At 41.9% G+C, this 19,943-nt stretch carries 15 protein-coding genes; all 15 read right to left on the reverse strand.

Annotated features, from left to right (window positions below; all coding sequences use genetic code 11):
- Positions 1-55: 55 nt before the first annotated feature.
- The 15 genes from F8N35_RS08520 to F8N35_RS08590 all read right to left on the reverse strand — a co-directional run bounded on the left by F8N35_RS08520 (position 56) and on the right by F8N35_RS08590 (position 19,811).
- Positions 56-553 carry a methylated-DNA--[protein]-cysteine S-methyltransferase gene (locus tag F8N35_RS08520; protein WP_293051323.1) on the reverse strand — a complete coding sequence of 166 codons (498 nt, stop codon included), beginning with the start codon at positions 551-553 and terminating at the stop codon, positions 56-58.
- A complete protein-coding gene (locus F8N35_RS08525) occupies positions 546-1,898 on the reverse strand; it encodes a dihydroorotase (RefSeq protein ID WP_293051326.1) in 1,353 nt (450 codons plus the stop codon). Before F8N35_RS08525 ends, F8N35_RS08520 begins: the two co-directional genes overlap by 8 nt.
- Before the next feature lie 247 nt (positions 1,899-2,145).
- Positions 2,146-3,324, reverse strand: coding sequence for an AGE family epimerase/isomerase (locus F8N35_RS08530; protein ID WP_293051329.1), 1,179 nt, complete (start codon positions 3,322-3,324; stop codon positions 2,146-2,148).
- Positions 3,325-3,329: 5 nt separating this feature from the next.
- On the reverse strand, positions 3,330-4,754 hold the full coding sequence (locus F8N35_RS08535) for an MFS transporter (protein ID WP_293051332.1): 1,425 nt from the start codon (positions 4,752-4,754) through the stop codon (positions 3,330-3,332).
- Positions 4,755-4,801: 47 nt separating this feature from the next.
- A complete protein-coding gene (locus F8N35_RS08540; RefSeq protein WP_293051335.1) occupies positions 4,802-6,019 on the reverse strand; it encodes a glycoside hydrolase family 27 protein in 1,218 nt (405 codons plus the stop codon).
- A 105-nt stretch (positions 6,020-6,124) separates the two neighbouring features.
- The gene (locus F8N35_RS08545) at positions 6,125-7,291 is read right to left on the reverse strand and encodes a glycosidase (RefSeq protein WP_293051338.1); all 1,167 of its coding nucleotides are present in this window, start codon (positions 7,289-7,291) and stop codon (positions 6,125-6,127) included.
- A gap of 54 nt (positions 7,292-7,345) precedes the next feature.
- Positions 7,346-8,455, reverse strand: a complete 1,110-nt coding sequence (locus F8N35_RS08550; RefSeq protein WP_293051341.1) for a glycosyl hydrolase — start codon at positions 8,453-8,455, stop codon at positions 7,346-7,348.
- 31 nt (positions 8,456-8,486) lie between these two features.
- Complete coding sequence (locus tag F8N35_RS08555; protein WP_293051344.1) at positions 8,487-9,620, reverse strand: SGNH/GDSL hydrolase family protein; 1,134 nt, start codon at positions 9,618-9,620, stop codon at positions 8,487-8,489.
- A gap of 72 nt (positions 9,621-9,692) precedes the next feature.
- Positions 9,693-10,934 carry a cellulase family glycosylhydrolase gene (locus tag F8N35_RS08560; protein ID WP_293051347.1) on the reverse strand — a complete coding sequence of 414 codons (1,242 nt, stop codon included), beginning with the start codon at positions 10,932-10,934 and terminating at the stop codon, positions 9,693-9,695.
- 46 nt (positions 10,935-10,980) lie between these two features.
- Complete coding sequence (locus F8N35_RS08565) at positions 10,981-12,381, reverse strand: sialate O-acetylesterase (protein WP_293051350.1); 1,401 nt, start codon at positions 12,379-12,381, stop codon at positions 10,981-10,983.
- A 551-nt stretch (positions 12,382-12,932) separates the two neighbouring features.
- The gene (locus F8N35_RS08570) at positions 12,933-13,922 is read right to left on the reverse strand and encodes a Gfo/Idh/MocA family oxidoreductase (protein ID WP_293051353.1); all 990 of its coding nucleotides are present in this window, start codon (positions 13,920-13,922) and stop codon (positions 12,933-12,935) included.
- 4 nt (positions 13,923-13,926) lie between these two features.
- Positions 13,927-15,393, reverse strand: coding sequence for a hypothetical protein (locus tag F8N35_RS08575; protein WP_293051356.1), 1,467 nt, complete (start codon positions 15,391-15,393; stop codon positions 13,927-13,929).
- Between the two features lie 101 nt (positions 15,394-15,494).
- The gene (locus tag F8N35_RS08580) at positions 15,495-17,261 is read right to left on the reverse strand and encodes a DUF6057 family protein (RefSeq protein WP_293051359.1); all 1,767 of its coding nucleotides are present in this window, start codon (positions 17,259-17,261) and stop codon (positions 15,495-15,497) included.
- 133 nt (positions 17,262-17,394) lie between these two features.
- A complete protein-coding gene (ccsA, locus tag F8N35_RS08585) occupies positions 17,395-18,516 on the reverse strand; it encodes a cytochrome c biogenesis protein CcsA (protein WP_293051362.1) in 1,122 nt (373 codons plus the stop codon).
- Between the two features lie 137 nt (positions 18,517-18,653).
- Positions 18,654-19,811, reverse strand: a complete 1,158-nt coding sequence (locus F8N35_RS08590) for a Rid family hydrolase (RefSeq protein ID WP_293051365.1) — start codon at positions 19,809-19,811, stop codon at positions 18,654-18,656.
- Positions 19,812-19,943: the final 132 nt, after the last annotated feature.

The following is a 19,943-nucleotide window of genomic DNA, read 5'->3' on the forward strand; positions in this document are numbered from 1 at the left end:
CAGAAAAACGGGAGTCATAAAATGTTCGATTTTATGACTCCCGTTTATATTTTAATTACAACAGAGAAAGAGATTCTTTTCCTGCAATTTTAGCTTCGTGCTCCAACAGCCAGGCTTTACGCCATAAGCCACCGGCATAACCGACCAACTTTCCGTCTGCTCCTATCACGCGATGACAGGGAACAACTATTGCTATCGGATTGTGATTATTGGCGTTTCCAACAGCTCTCTGACCATTTGGAGTACCAATCTCTTCAGCAATTTTACCGTAACTGACCTGTTCTGCAAAAGGAATATCCCTCAGCGAATCCCAAACTTTCTGCTGGAACTTTGTACCATCCATCTGAACAGGCACTGAAAATGCAGTCAGAGTTCCCCGAAAATACTCGTGCAATTGGTTTATGCACATTTCCACCGGTTTGGTTAGTTCGCCTTCCACATAATATTCATGCTTATCGTCGAACTCCACAGCCGTTACAGCCTCGGCATTACCCTTAATGCGCAAGGTTCCTACAGGCGTATTGATTAATCGAATGCAGCTTGTTTCAACCATTGAATAGCAATTCTTTTCCTTTATGGGATTCGTCAAAAACCCCGTTGTTGTATACTAGCTTTCCATTTACAAACGTGTGTGTGATACGGGCATGAAACTCCTGACCTTCGAAAGGAGACCATCCGCATTTTGAAAGAACATTTCCGGAATCTACTGTCCAAGGATAATTGGGATTTACCAATACCAGGTCAGCATAATAACCTTTACGGACAAATCCTCTTTTTTGTATTTTGAACAAAGTTGCCGGCGCATAGCACATCTTTTCAAGTGCTTTTTCCACCGTAAAATGACCATTTCGAGCCATTTCGAGCATAGCAGGCAATGAATGCTGAATCAATGGGATACCCGATGCGGCCTGCAAGCAACCTCCTTCTTTATCAGAAAGTAAATGTGGCGCATGGTCTGTTGCAACAGTATCCAGCTTATTAGTCGTAAGCGCCTGAATAAGTGCTTTTTTATCAGCTTCTGTTTTTATCGCAGGATTACATTTAACCCGGGCTCCCCGTGTTTCGTAATCACGATTATCAAACCACAAATAATGCACGCAACCTTCGGCTGTAATCTGTTTTTCGGCTAAAGGCTTTCCGGCCTCAAACAATGCCAGTTCATGCGCTGTGCTTACATGTGCTATATGCAGACGGGTCTTGTATTTCAAAGCCATTTCCACTGCAGCGGCAGTCGACTTGTAGCATGCTTCGCCGGAACGAATAAGATGATGGTTCGGAATTGGGATATTTTCGCCAAATTGAGCTTTGTATGTATCAATATTGCGCTGAATAGTACCCATATCTTCGCAATGAGCCATCAGCATCAATGGTGATTCGGCAAACAACCACTGCAAAAATTCTTTATCATCCACCTGCATATTGCCGGTTGAAGCGCCGAGAAATACTTTCACACCAGGAATCCGCTTAGGATCTGCATTTTTTATCTCGTCTTTGTTTTCGTTAGTTGCTCCAAGGTAAAAAGTATAGTTAGCAAACGATTTTTCTGAAGCCAATCGGCTCTTTTCGTCCCACAATGCCAAAGTCGTAGTTTGAGGCACCGTATTGGGCATATCGAAAAACGACGTAACACCACCGGCTACAGCCGCTTTGGATTCTGTGTACAAATCGGCTTTCTGAGTCAGACCCGGCTCCCTGAAATGTACATGAGTATCAATCACTCCCGGGAGTAGCCATAAATCCGACGCATCTATTACGGTATTGTTTTGCAAGATGCTTTCTGGCACTTCTCCCTTAAATATTTCTGCAATAAACTCACCTTCAATCCGAAGGGATCCTCTGAAGGTGTTTTTTTCGGTAAAAATTTTAGCGTTGTGAACTAAGATTCCTTTCTGGCTCATTTTTATTCCGTTTCGAAGAGAATGAGTAATATTAACGCTCAAATGTGGCGTATATTACTTAACTAAAGGTTAATAGTGAACATCTGTTCCTAAAACAGAAGGATGTGTGACAAAATTACAAAAAACTTATTGCGAACAATACTATTTTCAACAAAAAGTTGAAAGTTTTTTGCGAATTGGATAAAAAATGCCGGACACTATTCACAAAACAGGCCGGCAATATAGTTACACCAATTTCAAAAAGAACTCAGAAGTGCTCAATCAGCTCCATACACATCCTTCCATTGTGATACGGACACTTCCAGAAACCGGCTTTATCATCAGAAGTATTAACACTTCCATCGGCTTTTACGCTCCAATACCATTCTCCATTGTCTCTATCAATCAAATTGCTTTTGATATAATTCCAGCAATTCTTCGCTTTTTCGAGATACTCTTCTCTGCCGTATAAGCGATAGGCGTACCAGAAACCCACGACAGCTTCGGCCTGCACCCACCAGTGGCGATCAGCATCGACATGTCCCGTCGCAAGATTCTTTTCATATATAAGGCTTCCATCGGGTTGGAGTCCTTCCGATGCTGCTTTCACAATAGAAGGAATAACAGCAATGACTCTGTCTGTAAGATCCGTTTCTCCAAGAACCACAGCAGCTTCATAAAGCAACCAGGATGCTTCGATATCGTGACCGTAAGAGAAAATGTTTTGTTTGTTATGCCATTGTTCATCAAAAAAGAGCTGCAAGTGCCCGGAAGGTGACAGTATTTTGTCCAAAAACAATTCAATCAGGTTCCGTAAACTGCTTTTCAGTTCTGCTGTAGGCCAAATCCGGTAAAGATTGGTATATGGCTCCAAGATATGCAAATGAGTATTCATTGTTTTCTTCTCATTTGCATCTCTATCGCTCAAACGCATATCTGCAATTTCACCCCATTCGCCCGTAAATGCTTCCTGATAGCCGTTCAGGGTCTGATCAAAACTATACTTTTCGATAAGCTGATATAATTCGACAGCCTTTTCCAACGCATCGCTATCTCCGGTAGCACGGGCATATTCGCTTAGTCCGTAAATAGCAAAGCCCTGGGCATATATTTGTTTCTTTTTATCCAACGGAATACCATCGGCAGCCAATTGCCAAAAGATTCCACCCTGTTCATTATCCCAAAAATAAGTCAACAGGTATTCTTTTGCACGCGTAGCCGTTTCGAGATATTCCGGTTTGTTGAACAAACGGTATGCCGCAGAAAAAGTCCATAAAATACGGGCATTCAGAATGGCTCCTTTAGGGGCATCTGCATGTTTATCCCCATTTCCTGAAACCCTGCCGATAAAACCTCCGTTATCAGTATCGACAACGTTGTTTATCCAAAACGGCAGGATATTCAGGCACAATTCATCAACAAATTCTTGTTTGGCAATTTCTTCCATCAATTTTAGTTTACAGTAGAAAGACCTCTTTTCTGATTCAGCATTTCAGCATTTTCTTTGACTTTTTTGTCGGAAAGAGGATAAAACAACATACCTACAAACGCCAGTACACAACAAATAGACGGGATAAGACTAATCATAATATGCTCTCCAAAAATTGTCTGACTGCTTTGTTGTGCTGCATTCGGAACGTAATTAAACAGAGCCAGTATCCATCCGCCAAGAGCTGATCCTAAAGCCCAGCCCAGTTTTTGAGACATCGACGATGAAGAGAAAATCAAACCCGTTGCACGACGTCCGGTGAGCAATTCCTGATGATCGACGATATCGGCAAACATAGACCACAGCAGTGGCAATACATAGCCGGCAAACATGGAAATAATAAATTGGAAAGTCAGGATAAGTCCTATACTATTAGGTATAAAGTAGAATCCGATACTGAAGATACCTGCCAGCAAAATAGAGATCATGTATGTTCTCTTTTTTCCATATTTTGCCGAGAGAGATGGCGCTACCATTACCCCTAAGAGATTAGCTGCCTGGCCAACCAAGAAATAGATGGTAGTCATATCCCATCCGGTAGCCTCAACCCGGTAGTTCATTTTTACATAATCTCTAAAGAAGTAAATAGCAACACTATCGCGTATTGCATTGAATAACAAAGCCGCTAGTCCGGTTCCAACCAAAATCCACCATGGAGAATTATGGAACAAATTTTTCAAATCCTGCTTGATAGAAACATGCTTTTCGCTCTCGATTTGTACTACACGTTCTTTCGTCCAGCTGAAACACAGCAGAAATAAAACGACACAGATGGCTCCAATTGCGCCAACACCCATTACCCAACCGACAGGCGAAGTGCTAACGGTAGCATCCGCAGCATGTTTTGCATTTTCGAGGCTTTGAGGGTTAAATGTTTTTGCAAAGAAATCGATCATCGGCTGCAACAGCATAAATGTCACAAAACTTCCGATAAAGGCGAACGACATACGGTAGGACGAGAGAGAATTTCTTTCGGTAGGATCAGCTGATATGGCGCCCAGCAATGAAGCATATGGCACATTGATGAGTGAATAAACAATCATCATCAATGAATAGGTTACATAAGCATAAATGAGCTTGGCAGTTTGCCCGAAATCTGGAGCAAAGAATGTAATCATTCCCATCACTGCGAAAGGAATGGCAAACCACAATAAGAAAGGACGATATTTACCCCAACGTGATTTCGTTCGGTCGGCTTTTATGCCTACAAAGACATCAAAAAATGAGTCCCACAAACGAGCAACCAAAAACATGGTTCCCGCTGCCTTTGCTGTTATGCCAAACACATCGGTATAAAAAAACAAAGAGTACATTCCGAATATTTTCCAGAACATAGAGGAGGCTGCGTCGCCAAAGCCATAGCCGATTTTTTCTTTCAGTTTTATCATGGTAAAGGTTTATGAAAAAGAGGTTCCTACAGGGAATCTCTCTAAGGTTATTCTTTTCTGTACAATTTCAGGCACAAAACATCGTGAGTCGGGATCACCGCTTTTAACGGCTTGCGGGTATCACCACCTTCTTTGTTTTGCCAAATATCTTTTATTTTGAATATCTCTTTAGATGTATTGAATTCTCGCTGGCTAAGAGAGTCCGTCACGGACATGGATTTCCAGTCAAGATCAACCGAACGGGATACTTTAGAACGGTTCAGCAAACAAACGGCCCATTTGCCTCCGCAAAGTGGCTTCATCCAGGTTTCCACGCTATCTTTCGCAGCAAATTTGAATCCCTGAATACCAAGTGTATCCTGATTGATGGCAATTGCTTCTTTGTTGGTGAGTATTGCTTTGGTTTCAGGAGACATATTGCGCAAGTCATTCCCTGCAATCAAAGGAGCTGCCAACATACACCACATGGTAAAATGAGCCTTGTCTTCATTTGCCGGCATTCCATTGCCAACTTCGAGCATATCGGGATCGTTCCAGTGATCAGGCCCCGCAAATTTACGTAATCCATTTTGCATATCAAGTATTTGAAGCACTCCATTTGCAAACCAGTTACCATTATTTTTTTTGCAATCGAAGCAATTATAAATATCTCCGGTAGTCCGCCACAAATGTCCAACCGCTGCACCCCATAGCCAGGGCTTATTATTGCCCCATTCGCACAAGCTGAAAACAATTGGTCTTCCCGCAGCAAAAAGAGCATCGCGCATAGTGGAATAAGCCTCTTCCGCATTCATTTTACCGGTGTTGCACCAATCGTATTTCAGATAATCGACGCCCCATTTTGCATACATCAAAGCATCCTGATACTCATGTCCCCGACCGGCAGGACGACCGGCACAGGTCTTATCTCCGGCACAAGAATAGATGCCGAATTTTAAGCCTTTAGAATGAACATAGTCAGCCAAGGCTTTAATTCCGGATGGAAAACGTTGCGGATCAGGAACGATAAACCCAAGACTATCCCTGCTCACCTGCCAGCAATCGTCAATCACAATATATTGATAACCGGCCTCTTTCAACCCTGAAGCCGCCATAGCATCTGCCTCTTCCCGAATCATTTTCTCGCTCACATCACAAGCAAATTTATTCCAGCTATTCCAGCCCATCGGAGGAGTTTTAGCCAATCCCTGAAATTTTTGTGCTTGCAAGGGATAAAGTGCCAGTAAAAACAGCACCGGCAATAGGAGTTTAGTTTGTATTTTCATTTGTAAATAATTTTGATTTTAAATAACAAATAGCATTCTTCATTGAAAGCTACACGCTCCATACATGGGTTGTTAGCCCATGCACAGAGAATGTCCGTTCACCAATCAATCTATAATCTTATTGTTATCAATCAATTTATTTATAGTTTCTACGGAAGTCGCAGACCGAAGCCCGTCAACCGGCGTATTCAGGCAATAGTCTACCAGCCTTTCAACAGTAGAAACAGCCACATGCAATCTGGTATCTGAGGAAGCATAATAGATAAATACTGTTCCGTCTTCATCGGCAATCCAACCATTTGAAAACAAAACATTGGAAACATCGCCCACACGTTCTTCTCCTTCGGGAGCCATAAAATAACCACCCGGAGATGCGATCAGTTTGGTCGGGTCTTCCAAATCGGTCATGTACATGTACAACACATAGCGCAAACCGGCAGCACAACCTCTTACACCATGAGCCAAATGGAGCCAGCCTTTTGATGTCTTAATAGGATGTGGACCTTCTCCATTTTTAAGCTCTTTGATGGTATGGTAGTAGCGATGATCTATAATAGTTTCATCCTTCACTTCGGCATGTTCAATATCGTCTACCAGTCCCCAACCAATTCCACCTCCGCTGCCGGCATCAATGAAACCATCCTGCGGACGGGTATAAAATGCATATTTACCATTCACAAATTCAGGATGCAACACCACATTACGTTGTTGGCTTTTCGATTTAAGATCGGGCAGACGTTCCCAGGTCTCGAAATCTTTGGTGCGGGCAATTGCAGCAGCAGCTACGGCAGAAGAAAGATCGCCGGCAGGAGCGTTCGGATCTTTTCGTTCGCTACAGAACACGCCATAAATCCAGCCATCCTCATGAGCAGTCAAACGCATATCATAAATATTCGTATCCGGTTCTTCAGTTTCCGGCATCGTAACAGGTCGTTCCCAAAAGCGAAAATTATCCACGCCATTAGGACTTTCGGCCACTGCAAAAAAGGATTTACGGTCAGCACCTTCAACTCGGGCAACCACAATATACTTACCATTCCATTTAATGGCTCCGGCATTAAACACGCCATTCATCATAATCCGCTCCATTAAAAACGGATTGGTGGCCGGATTCAGGTCATAACGCCATGTGATGGGAGTATGATCTGCTGTTAAAACCGGATTTTTATAACGTTGTAATAATCCATAATGACCAATTGGTTCGTTTTTGCTCGACAACAAAGACTCGTGTTGTTGCATCAGGTGGTTCAGAGAAGCTTGAAATTCGCTCATGTTCAATGGTTCTTTTTATTATATTATTTGATTAGATGGGTCTTATTTGGGTACTTACTTATACATCGGAGGCAGCTTGCTTTCAAAAATCACGTTAGCTTTATTTTTGAAAAGAATAAAATCATCTGCACTTGCCTGACCCGGATAAGGTGCATAAAAGTGTCCGGGTTTATCACATGCATTTCTCCAAACCAGAAAATATGCAATCGGATTTCCGGATATCGCTTTGTAAATCACATTTGTCCACCAGTCTTTAAGAGGCAGTGACTCGATGCCGGTTTCACTTAAAACTGCCACTTTGTTCTTTGCGGCAGCAGCAGCTGTCATAAAATTCAATGTATTGTGTACTTCATTAATAAACTTACTTGTTGCCTGTTCTCCACCATAATGGTAAATATCAACTCCCAACACGTCCACCATATTATCGCCCGGATAACGCTCAAAATATTGTGCTGCATCCGGTGCAGAAGCCGGAGAGTAGATAAAAAGTAAGTTATGAAGCTTCTTTGTTTTAATCAGATAATTAACCGTATACTTCCATAGAGCTGTATATTCCTGTACGGTACACTGTTTGCTGCCCCACCAGAACCATGCTCCTGTATGCTCATGATAAGGCCGGAGCAAAACAGGAATAGGAGTGCCTTTATCATCTTTAAGGCTTTTCAGAAAAGCTGCCAAACGATTTAGCCATTGTTGAAACAAAGCGTTTTTCGAGCCTCCGGGCAAAGCGCTCTTCACGGCTTCTGTCGTATTGCAATTCCAGGCGTTTCCTCCCAGCGGGTTATTGACGTGCCAACTAATTGTATTGACTCCGCCACGTTTATAAACCTCCTTAATCCGAAGGCGCATTGTATCAAAACATACCGAATCAAGAGAATGCGAATGTTCAAGTTCAATATTTCCCAATTCCCAACCAAATACGGAAGGATAATCTCCGGAAACACTCTTTACATCCGAGCGTCCCGCATCATATTTCCAACCGACTCCGTACAAAGCATCGTCCTGATGTCCGAACATGAACCCTTTGGATGCTATCTTTTTAAGGTTAGCAAACAGGGCTTTTGTTTCTTTAGTCGCATTCGCGTCTACAGTAGCCGATTTAGCCATTGCGGGCATCGTTACGCACATCATACTCAGGATTGCAGGAATCAGTCGGATTTTCATTTCAATTTATTTTCAACAATTGATATTAGATTTACTCAACCACCTTATTGGTCATTGGCCAACCCAAAATGGTGGACAGGTGAGGAATAAGTATAGAGGCCATTTTCTTTTGTCCTTCATAGTTCGGGTGCATACATGCTCCGAAATCTGTAGCTACATTAAGCAACGAAGGCATTAACCCAACAAAATGGACATTCTTATCATTGCTTTCTTTTACAACGTGTTGCACATACTGGTAAAGTGTTTCTCCCGACATGCACGATGTCATACAAATCACCGGAATATCACCGTAAACTTTTCTAACGGACGCAATTAAAGCAAGATATCCTTTCACGAACTGGTCTTCTGTCGGTGCTATTGCCGGATTGCTCAAATCATTGGTTCCGAGCTTAATGACCACTACGTCAGGCTTCCACTTTGAGAAATCCCATTCTGCCGCCGGATTAATATCGAAAGTCTGAAAAAACAATCGCTGCATGGTCGTAGCAGGATTAGACATAGGATTTTTGTCTCCATAATTCCGCACGACGCCACGGCCGGAATGTGCTGTTAAATGATAATCAGCATTAAAGTATCTTGAAACAATCGATGCGTAACTATGGTTGCTGTTCTCTGTTGACGGCAAAAAAGGAGCCTTCCCGTCTGTCACTTCGGTACCAAAACCACAGGTAATTGAATTGCCGATAAACTCTATTTTACGGGTAGGAGTTCCGGCGCATTTCTTCAACCCTCCGTTTTTATTTGTCATGAACTGATAAACAGTGGCTGTTCCCTGCTCACCTTCCGTACGTTTGTACAACATCACCTGATGTGCCGCCGGAGTTGCTTTCGAGACAAGCACAACAACCGTATCCCGGGTCACTTTGAACGTTTTCGCAAGTTTGCTATCTACAAAAAGATCGTAATAATCGCCTCTGGTGTCGCCTATCTTCACAGCCAGATAACCGCCTGTCACCTGAGTTCTCAGATGCACTCCCGTCCAATCAAACGAGACAGATCCGTTATTCTGAGCCGTGCGTCCGATATATTCCACATTCGGATCATTTCCGAGAAACACTTTATAACGGGCAGTCGTTTTATTTTGAGCAAAAGCACCCGTTACATTCAACAACAACACTCCACATAAAAATGGAATCAGTAAACTGTTTTTCATTCGTTTTTTCATTTGATCATTCGTTTTAAAATTGAATGACAAAGATACATTCTATACTTTACAACGCCTTGACGGATTACTTTTCTACCGAACAGGTTTCGCCAATTTATGATTGCACTTAAAGATCAGTTCCAGAGTAGTTTTATCCGTATCAAAAACATTATTCAAGCCTTGTTCTTCCTGTGGTGGATCACCCACAAACTGATCTCCTTTTTTCCATTTATAATTGGTATCCGAAGCTCGCCCTTCTCCACCAAATGCCCAGATATTGATTCCCTGCAGGCTCTTCAATTTATTATTGAACAAACCAAACAGGTCGGCAAAATATTGATCGCGATGAGTCGTTGATGTTGCAGGATCGAACAAATGGCCGTCGCGGGGAAAGCCAATTTCCTCAATCACCATCGGTTTGTTGAGTTGATCGGCTATAAGCGCATGATCAAGCACGTATTTCTTCATCTTTTCGCGGGTAATAGCGAACGTTCTGTCGAAATCGGAAAAATCCATCCAGCTCCAATTTTTTGCCCAGATATGAATGGTTGTATAATCCACATCTGGGAAACTATGAATGTCTTTCCACAGTTCAATGTCTTCTTCCGTACCTTTTTCGCCCTCTGTCCCTGCCGTAAGCAAGTGATTTTTATCAAGCGATTTGATATAATGCGACACCTCTCCGATCCATTGTTTATAAATTGTTTTATTTTGTGCTCCATCGGGACGAGGTTCGTTGGCAATCTCCCATGCCATGATGGTAGGATCTTCGGTATAAGGCTTGTTTGTGTAACGGTTGGTGCGGCTGATGATATATTTGCAATGACGATTGAAAGCTTCCTTACATTCATCGCAGCTATAGAACTTGCCAACAAAATTTATAAATGTGCCCCACCCCGCTTCACTCGGATAAGGATAAGCGCCTTTCCCGTTCCATTCAAGGTATTGGGCAAAACCGCCCGACCATTCCCAGTTGTTCGATAAGAAAAGAACGACCGTAATATGCCGTTTTGCTGCTTCGGCAAGGAAGTAATCGAGCCCATCCAGGACAGCATCATCATATTCACCCTGCTTTGGCTGTAACGGGAATTTGAGATGCGAATCGTTTTTTGAGATACCTTCGACGCCGACCATTGCCCGCAAATTAGTGATTCCCTGTTTTTGCAGAAAATCGAGTTCACGCCCCAAACGGGCACGGTCTCCGGTTTTCATTCCCAACAACGAACCATACCAATAATTCATTCCAATAAAACGGTATGGTTTTCCATTTCGGGTCAATTGCCCGTCAGTTACCCTGACAAAATTATTCACTGCATTCATTGGCATAGAAAGCATTAAAAACACGAATAAACAACTATATATCTTTTTACCCATAGCAATTTTACCATTTATCGGTTCTGAACGGCATCAAAGGCAAACCGTTCGAATCAAACAAATTAGGAACCCCGTCATTGGTAAAACAATAACGTACGGCTACCAGTTCCGCAACTTCTTTTGCACTCACAACTATGTCCCCTTTTTTATCTACCACTGCCGTTGCCGGATAAAATTTCTTATCGGCACCTGCTATCTGAAAACTTTTTATCTCCTTTCCCTTACAGCTAAGTCTGGACAATGATTTCACACTGACAAAAGCCTTGTTTTTCGAAATCGTTACACCTACAAAACAAGGGAAATATGGCTGAAGGTCTTTTACTCCGTATTGTTCTTTCAGCACAAGATTTCCCAAACGATTACCCACTTCTTTTTTAATCCGTGGATGAATATCCTTGATGTTATCGACCAAATCACCTACCGTTATCATACCCGTATTGGGCAAAGCCAGAGTAGCCTCCTGCTGTTCACGAAGCAAAGCGGCATTAATACCACCGTAGCCGCTCCATGGTGCAATTTGCACGAAATAAAACGGAAAATCATTCTGGTAAACCTGACGCCATCCTTTTATCATCGACGAAAAGAGCTTTCCGTAATCTTCGGGATTATCGGTATTGGCTTCTCCCTGATACCAAATTGTCCCTGCAATTTTGTAGGGTACTATCGGATATATCATCGCATTATAAATGACCGACGATTCTACGGGAGCCCAACTAACCGGTTGGGTTTTAGCCGCTGTCTTAGCTAGTTCCGGATCTTTATCAAGCACAAAACCGGGCATCCATGCCTGTACACAGGTTCCTCCCCAGTAGGAAGCTATCATTCCAACCGGATTACCGGTAACCTCATTCAGTTTCTTCCCGAAAAAATAGCCGACCACGCTCATCCCTTTTACTGTTTCAGGAGAGCAGACCTTCCATTCTCCTTCGCAATTAGTTTGCGGAAAATTGTTGTATCCACGGGCTACCTGAAAAAAACGGATCGATTTATTGGCAGATTTGGCTACCGCATCCCCGGCATCAAGGACTCCTTGCGGCCATGAAAAGTTGTATTCCATGTTCGATTGTCCGGAACACAACCACACTTCACCGGTGAGGATGTCGTCTATTACAATCTTTTGTTGATCGCTGATAAAAGTTATGCTGTATGGACCTCCGGCCTTTGGAGTGTTTACAGATGCATTCCATGCACAATCTTTGCCGGGATTTGCAAAAATTGTGTCTGTCGGATTCCAGCTGCAAGATATTTTTACCGGCCAGGTACCGGGAGCCCAGCCCCATAGTTTAACGGAAGAAGATTGCTGCAAAACGGCGTGATTGCCAATAATGGACGGAAGTCGCAAAGCCGGTTGAGCACTTACATATAAGGCAAATAGAGGCAAAAAAAGAAGTAATATTGTTCGTTTCATATGATAATAAGTTTCTTGTCTAAGGACATATGGAACTCCATGTTGTGGCATTATCATACTAGTGAATGCTCTTGAAAACATGTTCGTTTCATGGTTACTGATATTCTATCGCTAAAACAGGAATATTCAAGGCTAATACAATGTTTCTTATTCGTAGCTAATGGTTCTTAGTATCCTTATTGGTTGCTTTTCGAACCACTAATTATTCACACAAAAGTAGCTTATTTCAAGCTATTGTTTCAAGTACAATTTTATCAAAACCTAATACTTTCTTAGCGTAACAAATCAAATGGTAAAATCCGTGTTCTTCCATTCGATTTGCACTTCTTAACCTCACACAAAACGAACACCTAAATACTAAGCGCATATCGTTCTAAGACAACAATATAACCCGAATATTCTTTTTAATTCTATGGAAAAATAGCGAGAATCAAAAAAGGCTGATACGAAATATTCAGATCGTATCAGCCAGTTCTGTTGATTGGAGACGAAAATGGTCTACCAATAATATAATTTTAACCCGACTCCGATTTTACGGGCGTGATTTTGAATCACAGGTCGTGGTGAGGATACACAATACCACACTTCTTGCGGATGTCATCCATCGTTGACACTAACAGCAAGCTGTCATTATGACTCCACAAATTGCTTTCAGTTTGTCCGTTAAGAATGCATCTGGCAACTTCTTCGGCCTCGAATTCATAGCCATTTTTCTTTATATCAAAAGAAATTACTTCTTCCGAACCATTCTTCCTTGTCAGTGTTATCTTGCCCGGACAAAACCAGAGATGCTCAAGTGAAATTTTTCCTTCCGTTCCGTGAATCTCCGCAACCACCTCAGGGTTTGCAAGAAAAGAGGAATACATCACTGAGAGTTTATTATCTGGATAAGTAAAAGAATAACTGCAATTTGTATCAACACCCTGATCACTCAGCGTTGCAGTAGCAGAAACATTGTCGGGCTTACCAAACAGGAAAAGCGACAGGAAAATGTTATAGATTCCGATATCGAGAACGGTTCCGCCACACAAATCCAGATTATAATGACGATGTTCAGGACCATTCTCCGATCGGATGCAAAAAGTCGCTGTAAGCAGGTTAACATTACCGATGGCTCCAGTTTCAACCAGTTCTCTTGTCTTGATAATATGCGGCAAAAACCGACTCCAGAGAGCCTCCATCAAAAACAGATTCTTTTCCTTTGCTTTTGCAATCATACGGGTTACTTCCTGTTCATTTACTCCCATCGGCTTCTCACACAATACATGTTTGCCGTTATCCAAGGCAAGTAATGTATTCTCAAGATGAAGATTGTGCGGCGTTGCTATGTAAACCACATCCACCTGCGGATCTTTCACCAGCTCTTCGTACGATCCGTATGCCACATTCAGGTGATAATCTGCCGCAAATTGAAAAGCACTCTCGTTAGTTCGCGAACCCACGGCATATAGTTCGCAATTGTCAGCAACCTGAAGGGCATCCGCAAATTTGCGCGCAATCCATCCGGTTCCCAGAATTCCCCACTTTATTGTATTCTTCATATGTTTATTCTTTTGCGTAAATCATTTTCTTCCTGTCTTTCTTCAACAATCCTTTTTCCAGCTCATTAGCATTCACCCTGACTGGCGCTGTTACGAATTCCGGAACGTTGTATGAATACAAAGAGGCATCATAAAAACGAGGATCTTTTTGTGGCAACAAGAAAGGCTTCGACACTTTGCCCTTATCATCGATCGATGCGATATAGAGCCGGGTATACAATCCGTCGCCTCTGCGGCTGCTAAAAACAAACCAGTGAGAGTTGCTGCTCCAGTCGTGAAAACTTTCGGTATTATTGCTGTTCACTTCAGTCAATGGACGACTTGCGCCTGTTTTTAAGTCAAGCAAATACAAGTCGGCTTCACGATGCCAAATTGAAAAATTGCCATAATCCGATTGGGTGTACATCAGATATTTACCATCAAAAGATGGCCGTGGAAAAGAGATGCTTTTGCCTGTCTTGGTAGCAGAAATCACAGTATCAATCTTATTTCCGAATTTTCCAGTAGCAGGATCAAAAGCTATTTTACACAAACTATATTTGATTTTTTTGTAATTGGATTGAATATCCTGCTTTTTCGACAAACAAAAATACAACGTTTTTCCATCGGGAGAAAACACAGGGAAAGTTTCGAAATCGGATGTTTTAAGCAATGGTGAAGTCGTCAGTTGATTGGTTTTTAAATTATAAACCACCACATCCGATGCCTGATCAAAGACTTCTATCCGTTCGTTTCGCACCACATGAAATGCCTGTCGGGTTTGATTGACAGAATAGGCAATATATTTTCCGGATGGATGCCAATAAGGATAAACACACGACGAAATGGTACTGTCGGTTTTTGTCGTGTATAATTCCATTTTGCCATTTACAAGCAACATGGTAGCGCCATTGGCTCCTCTGACGTGTAGATTCATCTCGGCCGGATTATTCTTATTAAAGGCATGACAATTCACACAGGAACCTGTAACCAAAGTATTTTCGACAATCGCTTTCTGATCAAAACAAGAAAGGTCGCGTTGATAAATCCCCATCTTACTATACACTTCATAGCCCGGAGCAATCATTCGGTAAACCAGTCCGTAATCGATTGGATAACTACTAACATGAATGGCAAACGGCTGATATTGCTTCCATTTCCCATCCTGTTTTAAGCTAATCGCCACTTTCAAATCTTTTCCCTTATTATCGGATAACAATTGTTTCCATTCGTTCTGGGGGAATTGAATAATATCTTTACTCTGAACGTGCAGTTCGCCGTGGTTAACCCCGGAAACGACAACATCAATCCGATCGTACTTCTCTGCGGTGATGGTAAAATTAAGCGGTGCAACGGTAGCGGGAACCGTTACATCTGTATAGTCGGGATAAAGCAATGGTTTGGTATTAACCATCACAGGAGATTTTACCGATTCGTTACAGGCAGAAAGAAGAACTAAAAGAAGAAATAGATATACTAAATTGCGTTTCATCCGTACAAAATTGATTTTTAAAGGGAGGATGGAACTCACATGACTTTGTTCATCCGTTTTTGCGTATAATGCTAAACATGTTCGTTTCATAATCACCGTATTTATTTTCTGCATTGAAGGTAATACCAGTAGGTTTGTGAGTAAAGATTTTTAATTTGTTCCTCTGCGTATCCGCCGGAAGAACTTAACCGAACATAGTTATTAAAACGTTCTCCAACAGTCTGACTCACCGGCCATGGAAAGTCCGACATTTTGCGACCCGAACCGGCCCAGAAAGCAAGTAAGGCCTCCTGATAATGAACCGGAATTTCCTTATAATTCAGAGTTTTTCCTAAAGGAAAATATTGAACAAAGTGATTAAGATCTTTGTTGAGCAATGTATATGCAATAAGGTATTCATATGCCATCCGGTTGGTTTTACAATTCACGAATAACAGTCCGAGCATCTGATCTTTTTGTTCTTCACTAAACAAGACATCTTCTTTCATGCGATACTTACGCAATTGCGCCCATTCGGGATTTGCGTCCATCCTCGTTTCGTTGCCAATACATTGCATGGCCTCATCAGCCCAACTACGATAAAAAAGAGTATGTTGCAACATGTGCAGATACTTTTCAGCTACTTTATACTCGCCATTCAGCAGGTTGACTTCGGCCATTCTTTTAATCGCGCGACTGCTTTTTTTGTAGTCAGGAATCGCTTCCATGGCTTCAAAATCATATTGCATGGACGTATTGAGAAACCCAAGGTGATAATAAATTTCCGACACCATCATTGGGACCGTGAAATCACGTTTAAAAGACGGCAGCAAACCTTCCGGGCCATTTTGAAAGTAATGAAACATGTTGTCATTCATCTTTCCTTCCTTGCTTAAAGCCAGATTAAGGCACGCAACCGAGAGTGGAGAATCAGGCGCTTTTCGGTCGGCCATTGCAATCACCTTATCCCAATTTTGCATCCTTACATTATAGTCGTAAGCCATAATCTCCTCTTTTGCCCAATCTGCAGAATGGCGCACAAACCCACTACCGATAATTACAAGTATAACTATTTCGATACATAACCAGAAAAGCTCCTGCTTAGCTCCCATAGATTTAATTGGAAACAAGAACATAAGTGAAACAAGAGGAATACTGATCCATGCCAGCAACAAAGGAAGCGTTGAAACTGTAGAATAACGGTTATAGCTGATTCCCCACCATAATCTTGAGAGAGGATATTGCAGAAATTGCTTGGTAAGAAACGGTGGAACCGCAATACAAGCCACAAATAATGCAATGAGCACAATCCACTGAAGTTTTGTCAACTGCTTAAAGAAGAACAATTCCACACAAATACAGAGCAATGCAAAAATCCAGAAAACGCCTCCGACCAGCCAGTACAAAGCAAGCAACATCGTCGCGGCAACAACTATTCTGATCCAGGGATGCCTGAGGTAAAAATAGAGTTGAACTACCAACAGGGTCAGCATCACGGCAATCAGTGATGCAAGCAAATAGTTTTCATCGCAAAATAATACCCAAAAGAAGATTGACGGAATAAATGTCAATGGATAAAGAAGCGAATTATTCTTTAGTTTGGAAGAGATAAAGCTGACCTGTTGCTGAAGCAAAACCAACAACAGTGCTATAATGAAAGCACCGAGCCACGAATGATAATAAAACTGAGTGAAGAAAGTCCCGAGATAATCAGCCAAACCACCGGGGCGGCTCATCAAATCGCTCCAATAGTCGGACGTAAAAAGGAACATCTGAAACTGTTCCTGGTAATGAAGATGGTGGCTGTATGCGAGCGCAAAAAACAACCAAACGGCTATTCCAAAACTGAATGGAAGTACCCACCCGGAATACTTCAGGACTTTATTCATGGTATATTTTTTTTGGCTGTCATTTCAACGTTTGGTCAAAATCACCGCTAAGATTTACAAATTCAAAGGAACAAATTATCATTCACAAAACAAAGTTCTCAATCGACAACTTTATCTTCATTTCTCCTGGTTTTCAACTTGCATAACTGTGCATCCCACCCAGAAAACCGTTGACACCAAAGTATGTCATGATCACAGAAATCAGCGCAAAGAACAGGCAAAGATGGAAGCTCAAGGGATTTTGCAGCCATTTTATTTTTTCGTCATGAATGGCTAAAGCATAAACAATGAACGTAATTAATGCCCAGACTTCTTTGGGATCCCACGACCAATAAGCACCCCAGCTCTCGTTCGCCCATACCGAGCCCAAGCAAATCCCGATTCCAAGAAAAGCGATAGCCGGATAAAGCATCAATTTGGAAATCATTCTGAGATTCTCTAATTCCAGCCATGATTTTCTCATTCGGCACACGCAAGCCACAAACGAATTAAGCGTTACCAAAACAAAAAGGGTATAACTTGTTGCGATACACCACACATGCGGTTTCAGCCAGAATGATTGCAAAACCGGCTGTAAGTATTTTTCACTATAACTCATACGTAATAATACGTACGAAGGCACGATAACTCCGGCAATTACAAAAGCTCCCAGAAGAAACGGGATCGACTGCCGGTTTGATTGCAAATTGGTAAGCCATTGTTTGATCTTTCCTCCGCGAAGAAAGAGGTTCAACATAATGCCTCCCGAGAATAACAAATACCCAAAATAGACAAGCCACATTCCCCATGGATCATGATTGACGAGCAAAACGACACCCTGTTTATCATCGTCATATGAGCCCTGCAAAAAGCGATAACCTCTATACGACAGCACATTATTCATCGAGACGGCTTCCTGTTTTTCGCCATTCCGATCCACAATCGTTAATCTGCTCACGTAATCTCCTGGACGTGTTGTCCCGTCGTAATATTTTATTTCAAACCGATTCAGAATCATTGCAAAAGGGAGAGAATAACAATCTGAAGAGGTATTATCTAAAAAGAATCTGGCAGGCAAGCCTTGCCTGAGATGAATTGTGCCTTTCTCTCCGAAAATAAAAGTAGTCAGCGCTCCGGCTACAATAAAAATGATTGCAGAATGTAATATCCAAACCGAGAAAGACATTTTCCCATTGCGGATAAACGAAATAGTTACAACTACGACAAGCAATGCCCATAATGCAACAAACCACCAATTATGGTAGCATAAGTCCATAACAGTGGTTGTTCCATAAAATCGCTCAAAAATTGTTGCACCCGCAAGCACAAGCACAATCAAAGCAGATAATATGCAAAGTAATTTTTTATTCACAATTTGATTAAGGCTGACTTCAAGAAGCTTGGTAGCATCAGTTATAGGTCTCTGAATTGAGGATTTTGAATTTCCTTCACTGCAATACATTCCATTTCCACCAACCATCCCGGGCGGCAAATGGGAGCATACACAATAGCTGTTGGCACTTGAGGAAATTGCTCGTCAAATCGTTTTTTTACGTTTTGGTAATCAGCCACGTCACGAAGATAAACAATGATTTGCATTAAATCGCCGAAATCACAATCAGCTTCATGCAATAAAGCCTGTACATTGTCCAACATACGCGAAACCTGCTTTTCAATATCACCTTCGTGTAATATTTTTCCACTTTTATCAATACTGGCGGTTCCGCTAATCAGCACTCTTCTCCGATCTCCAAAATCGACGCTCACTCCACGTTCAAAAGTAACTCCGTATTCATACGTGGGGCTCATATTGTCCAAAGCATACAGATAACGAATCTGTTCTTTTTCAATACCCTTTATCGCATAAGTATCCATCAACACTTTTGTGCGATAATCGGCCGCACCGCCCTGAATGCCCGTACTTGCTATGTAGTGGGTATCTTTAGTCAGGCCGTTAATTTGAAAATTTTCTTTACGAGCTTCCACTACTCCCTTGTAGTCACAATCAATATCGCGGGCAAAAAACCAGGTTCTCAGACAATTATCAGCAATTGAGCAACCAGCCAAATCCAGTTTTCGTTCATACGCGTTCAGTAACAAATGCGTTTGAGTGTACGACGATTCCGTTTTGCCTAAAAAACTTGAATTGAAAACAGAATAATAATGCACGTAACCATTACGTTCATATCCATCTGTCAGTTCATCAGGGCACAAAACATCGGTCTCCAACTGCAACCAAATTGCAATTTTACTTCCATCCAATGGAGGTTGTTGCACGTAGCTCACCGGACAATCCAGCAGATTATCCATAGCCGGCTTTGCCAGATCATACTGATTGGACGCATCACTCAGAAAGCAGCGGGCAAAGACGGGTTGAGCTCCACCAAAAAGAGTTTCTTTGGTAAGTTCGGAAAGACCTTTGCTCAAATTCTGCAGTTGCCGGGAAAAATTACTTTCAATTGGAGAAACATGTAGCATCACCTGAAATTCATGAACTTTCCCCTGAGGCATCAAACCCGTTATCTCTGCAACAACACCAACATCACTATATTTTTGTAACCAATAATTCATTGTAACCCCAATAAGACAAAAAGAAGGCGGGCACATACGTCCCGTCTTCTTTTAATAATCACATAAAGAACACCTGTTTTTCTATATTGTCTTTGAACAATTCAAATATTCAAGATAATTCGTTTGACTTAT

This window comes from Paludibacter sp., assembly GCF_009712605.1.
In the GTDB taxonomy this organism is placed as follows: domain Bacteria; phylum Bacteroidota; class Bacteroidia; order Bacteroidales; family Paludibacteraceae; genus Microbacter.

What these genes read in the sequence shown, in the direction of transcription:
- F8N35_RS08590 (WP_293051365.1), bottom strand. Translation starts at nt 19,811, where the DNA reads ATGAATTATTGGTTACAAAAATATAGTGATGTTGGTGTTGTTGCAGAG.
- F8N35_RS08530 (WP_293051329.1), bottom strand. Translation starts at nt 3,324, where the DNA reads ATGGAAGAAATTGCCAAACAAGAATTTGTTGATGAATTGTGCCTGAAT.
- F8N35_RS08520 (WP_293051323.1), bottom strand. Translation starts at nt 553, where the DNA reads ATGGTTGAAACAAGCTGCATTCGATTAATCAATACGCCTGTAGGAACC.
- F8N35_RS08545 (WP_293051338.1), bottom strand. Translation starts at nt 7,291, where the DNA reads ATGAGCGAATTTCAAGCTTCTCTGAACCACCTGATGCAACAACACGAG.
- F8N35_RS08575 (WP_293051356.1), bottom strand. Translation starts at nt 15,393, where the DNA reads ATGAAACGCAATTTAGTATATCTATTTCTTCTTTTAGTTCTTCTTTCT.
- F8N35_RS08570 (WP_293051353.1), bottom strand. Translation starts at nt 13,922, where the DNA reads ATGAAGAATACAATAAAGTGGGGAATTCTGGGAACCGGATGGATTGCG.
- F8N35_RS08550 (WP_293051341.1), bottom strand. Translation starts at nt 8,455, where the DNA reads ATGAAAATCCGACTGATTCCTGCAATCCTGAGTATGATGTGCGTAACG.
- F8N35_RS08555 (WP_293051344.1), bottom strand. Translation starts at nt 9,620, where the DNA reads ATGAAAAAACGAATGAAAAACAGTTTACTGATTCCATTTTTATGTGGA.
- F8N35_RS08540 (WP_293051335.1), bottom strand. Translation starts at nt 6,019, where the DNA reads ATGAAAATACAAACTAAACTCCTATTGCCGGTGCTGTTTTTACTGGCA.
- ccsA (WP_293051362.1), bottom strand. Translation starts at nt 18,516, where the DNA reads ATGGACTTATGCTACCATAATTGGTGGTTTGTTGCATTATGGGCATTG.
- F8N35_RS08580 (WP_293051359.1), bottom strand. Translation starts at nt 17,261, where the DNA reads ATGAATAAAGTCCTGAAGTATTCCGGGTGGGTACTTCCATTCAGTTTT.
- F8N35_RS08525 (WP_293051326.1), bottom strand. Translation starts at nt 1,898, where the DNA reads ATGAGCCAGAAAGGAATCTTAGTTCACAACGCTAAAATTTTTACCGAA.
- F8N35_RS08535 (WP_293051332.1), bottom strand. Translation starts at nt 4,754, where the DNA reads ATGATAAAACTGAAAGAAAAAATCGGCTATGGCTTTGGCGACGCAGCC.
- F8N35_RS08560 (WP_293051347.1), bottom strand. Translation starts at nt 10,934, where the DNA reads ATGCTTTCTATGCCAATGAATGCAGTGAATAATTTTGTCAGGGTAACT.
- F8N35_RS08565 (WP_293051350.1), bottom strand. Translation starts at nt 12,381, where the DNA reads ATGAAACGAACAATATTACTTCTTTTTTTGCCTCTATTTGCCTTATAT.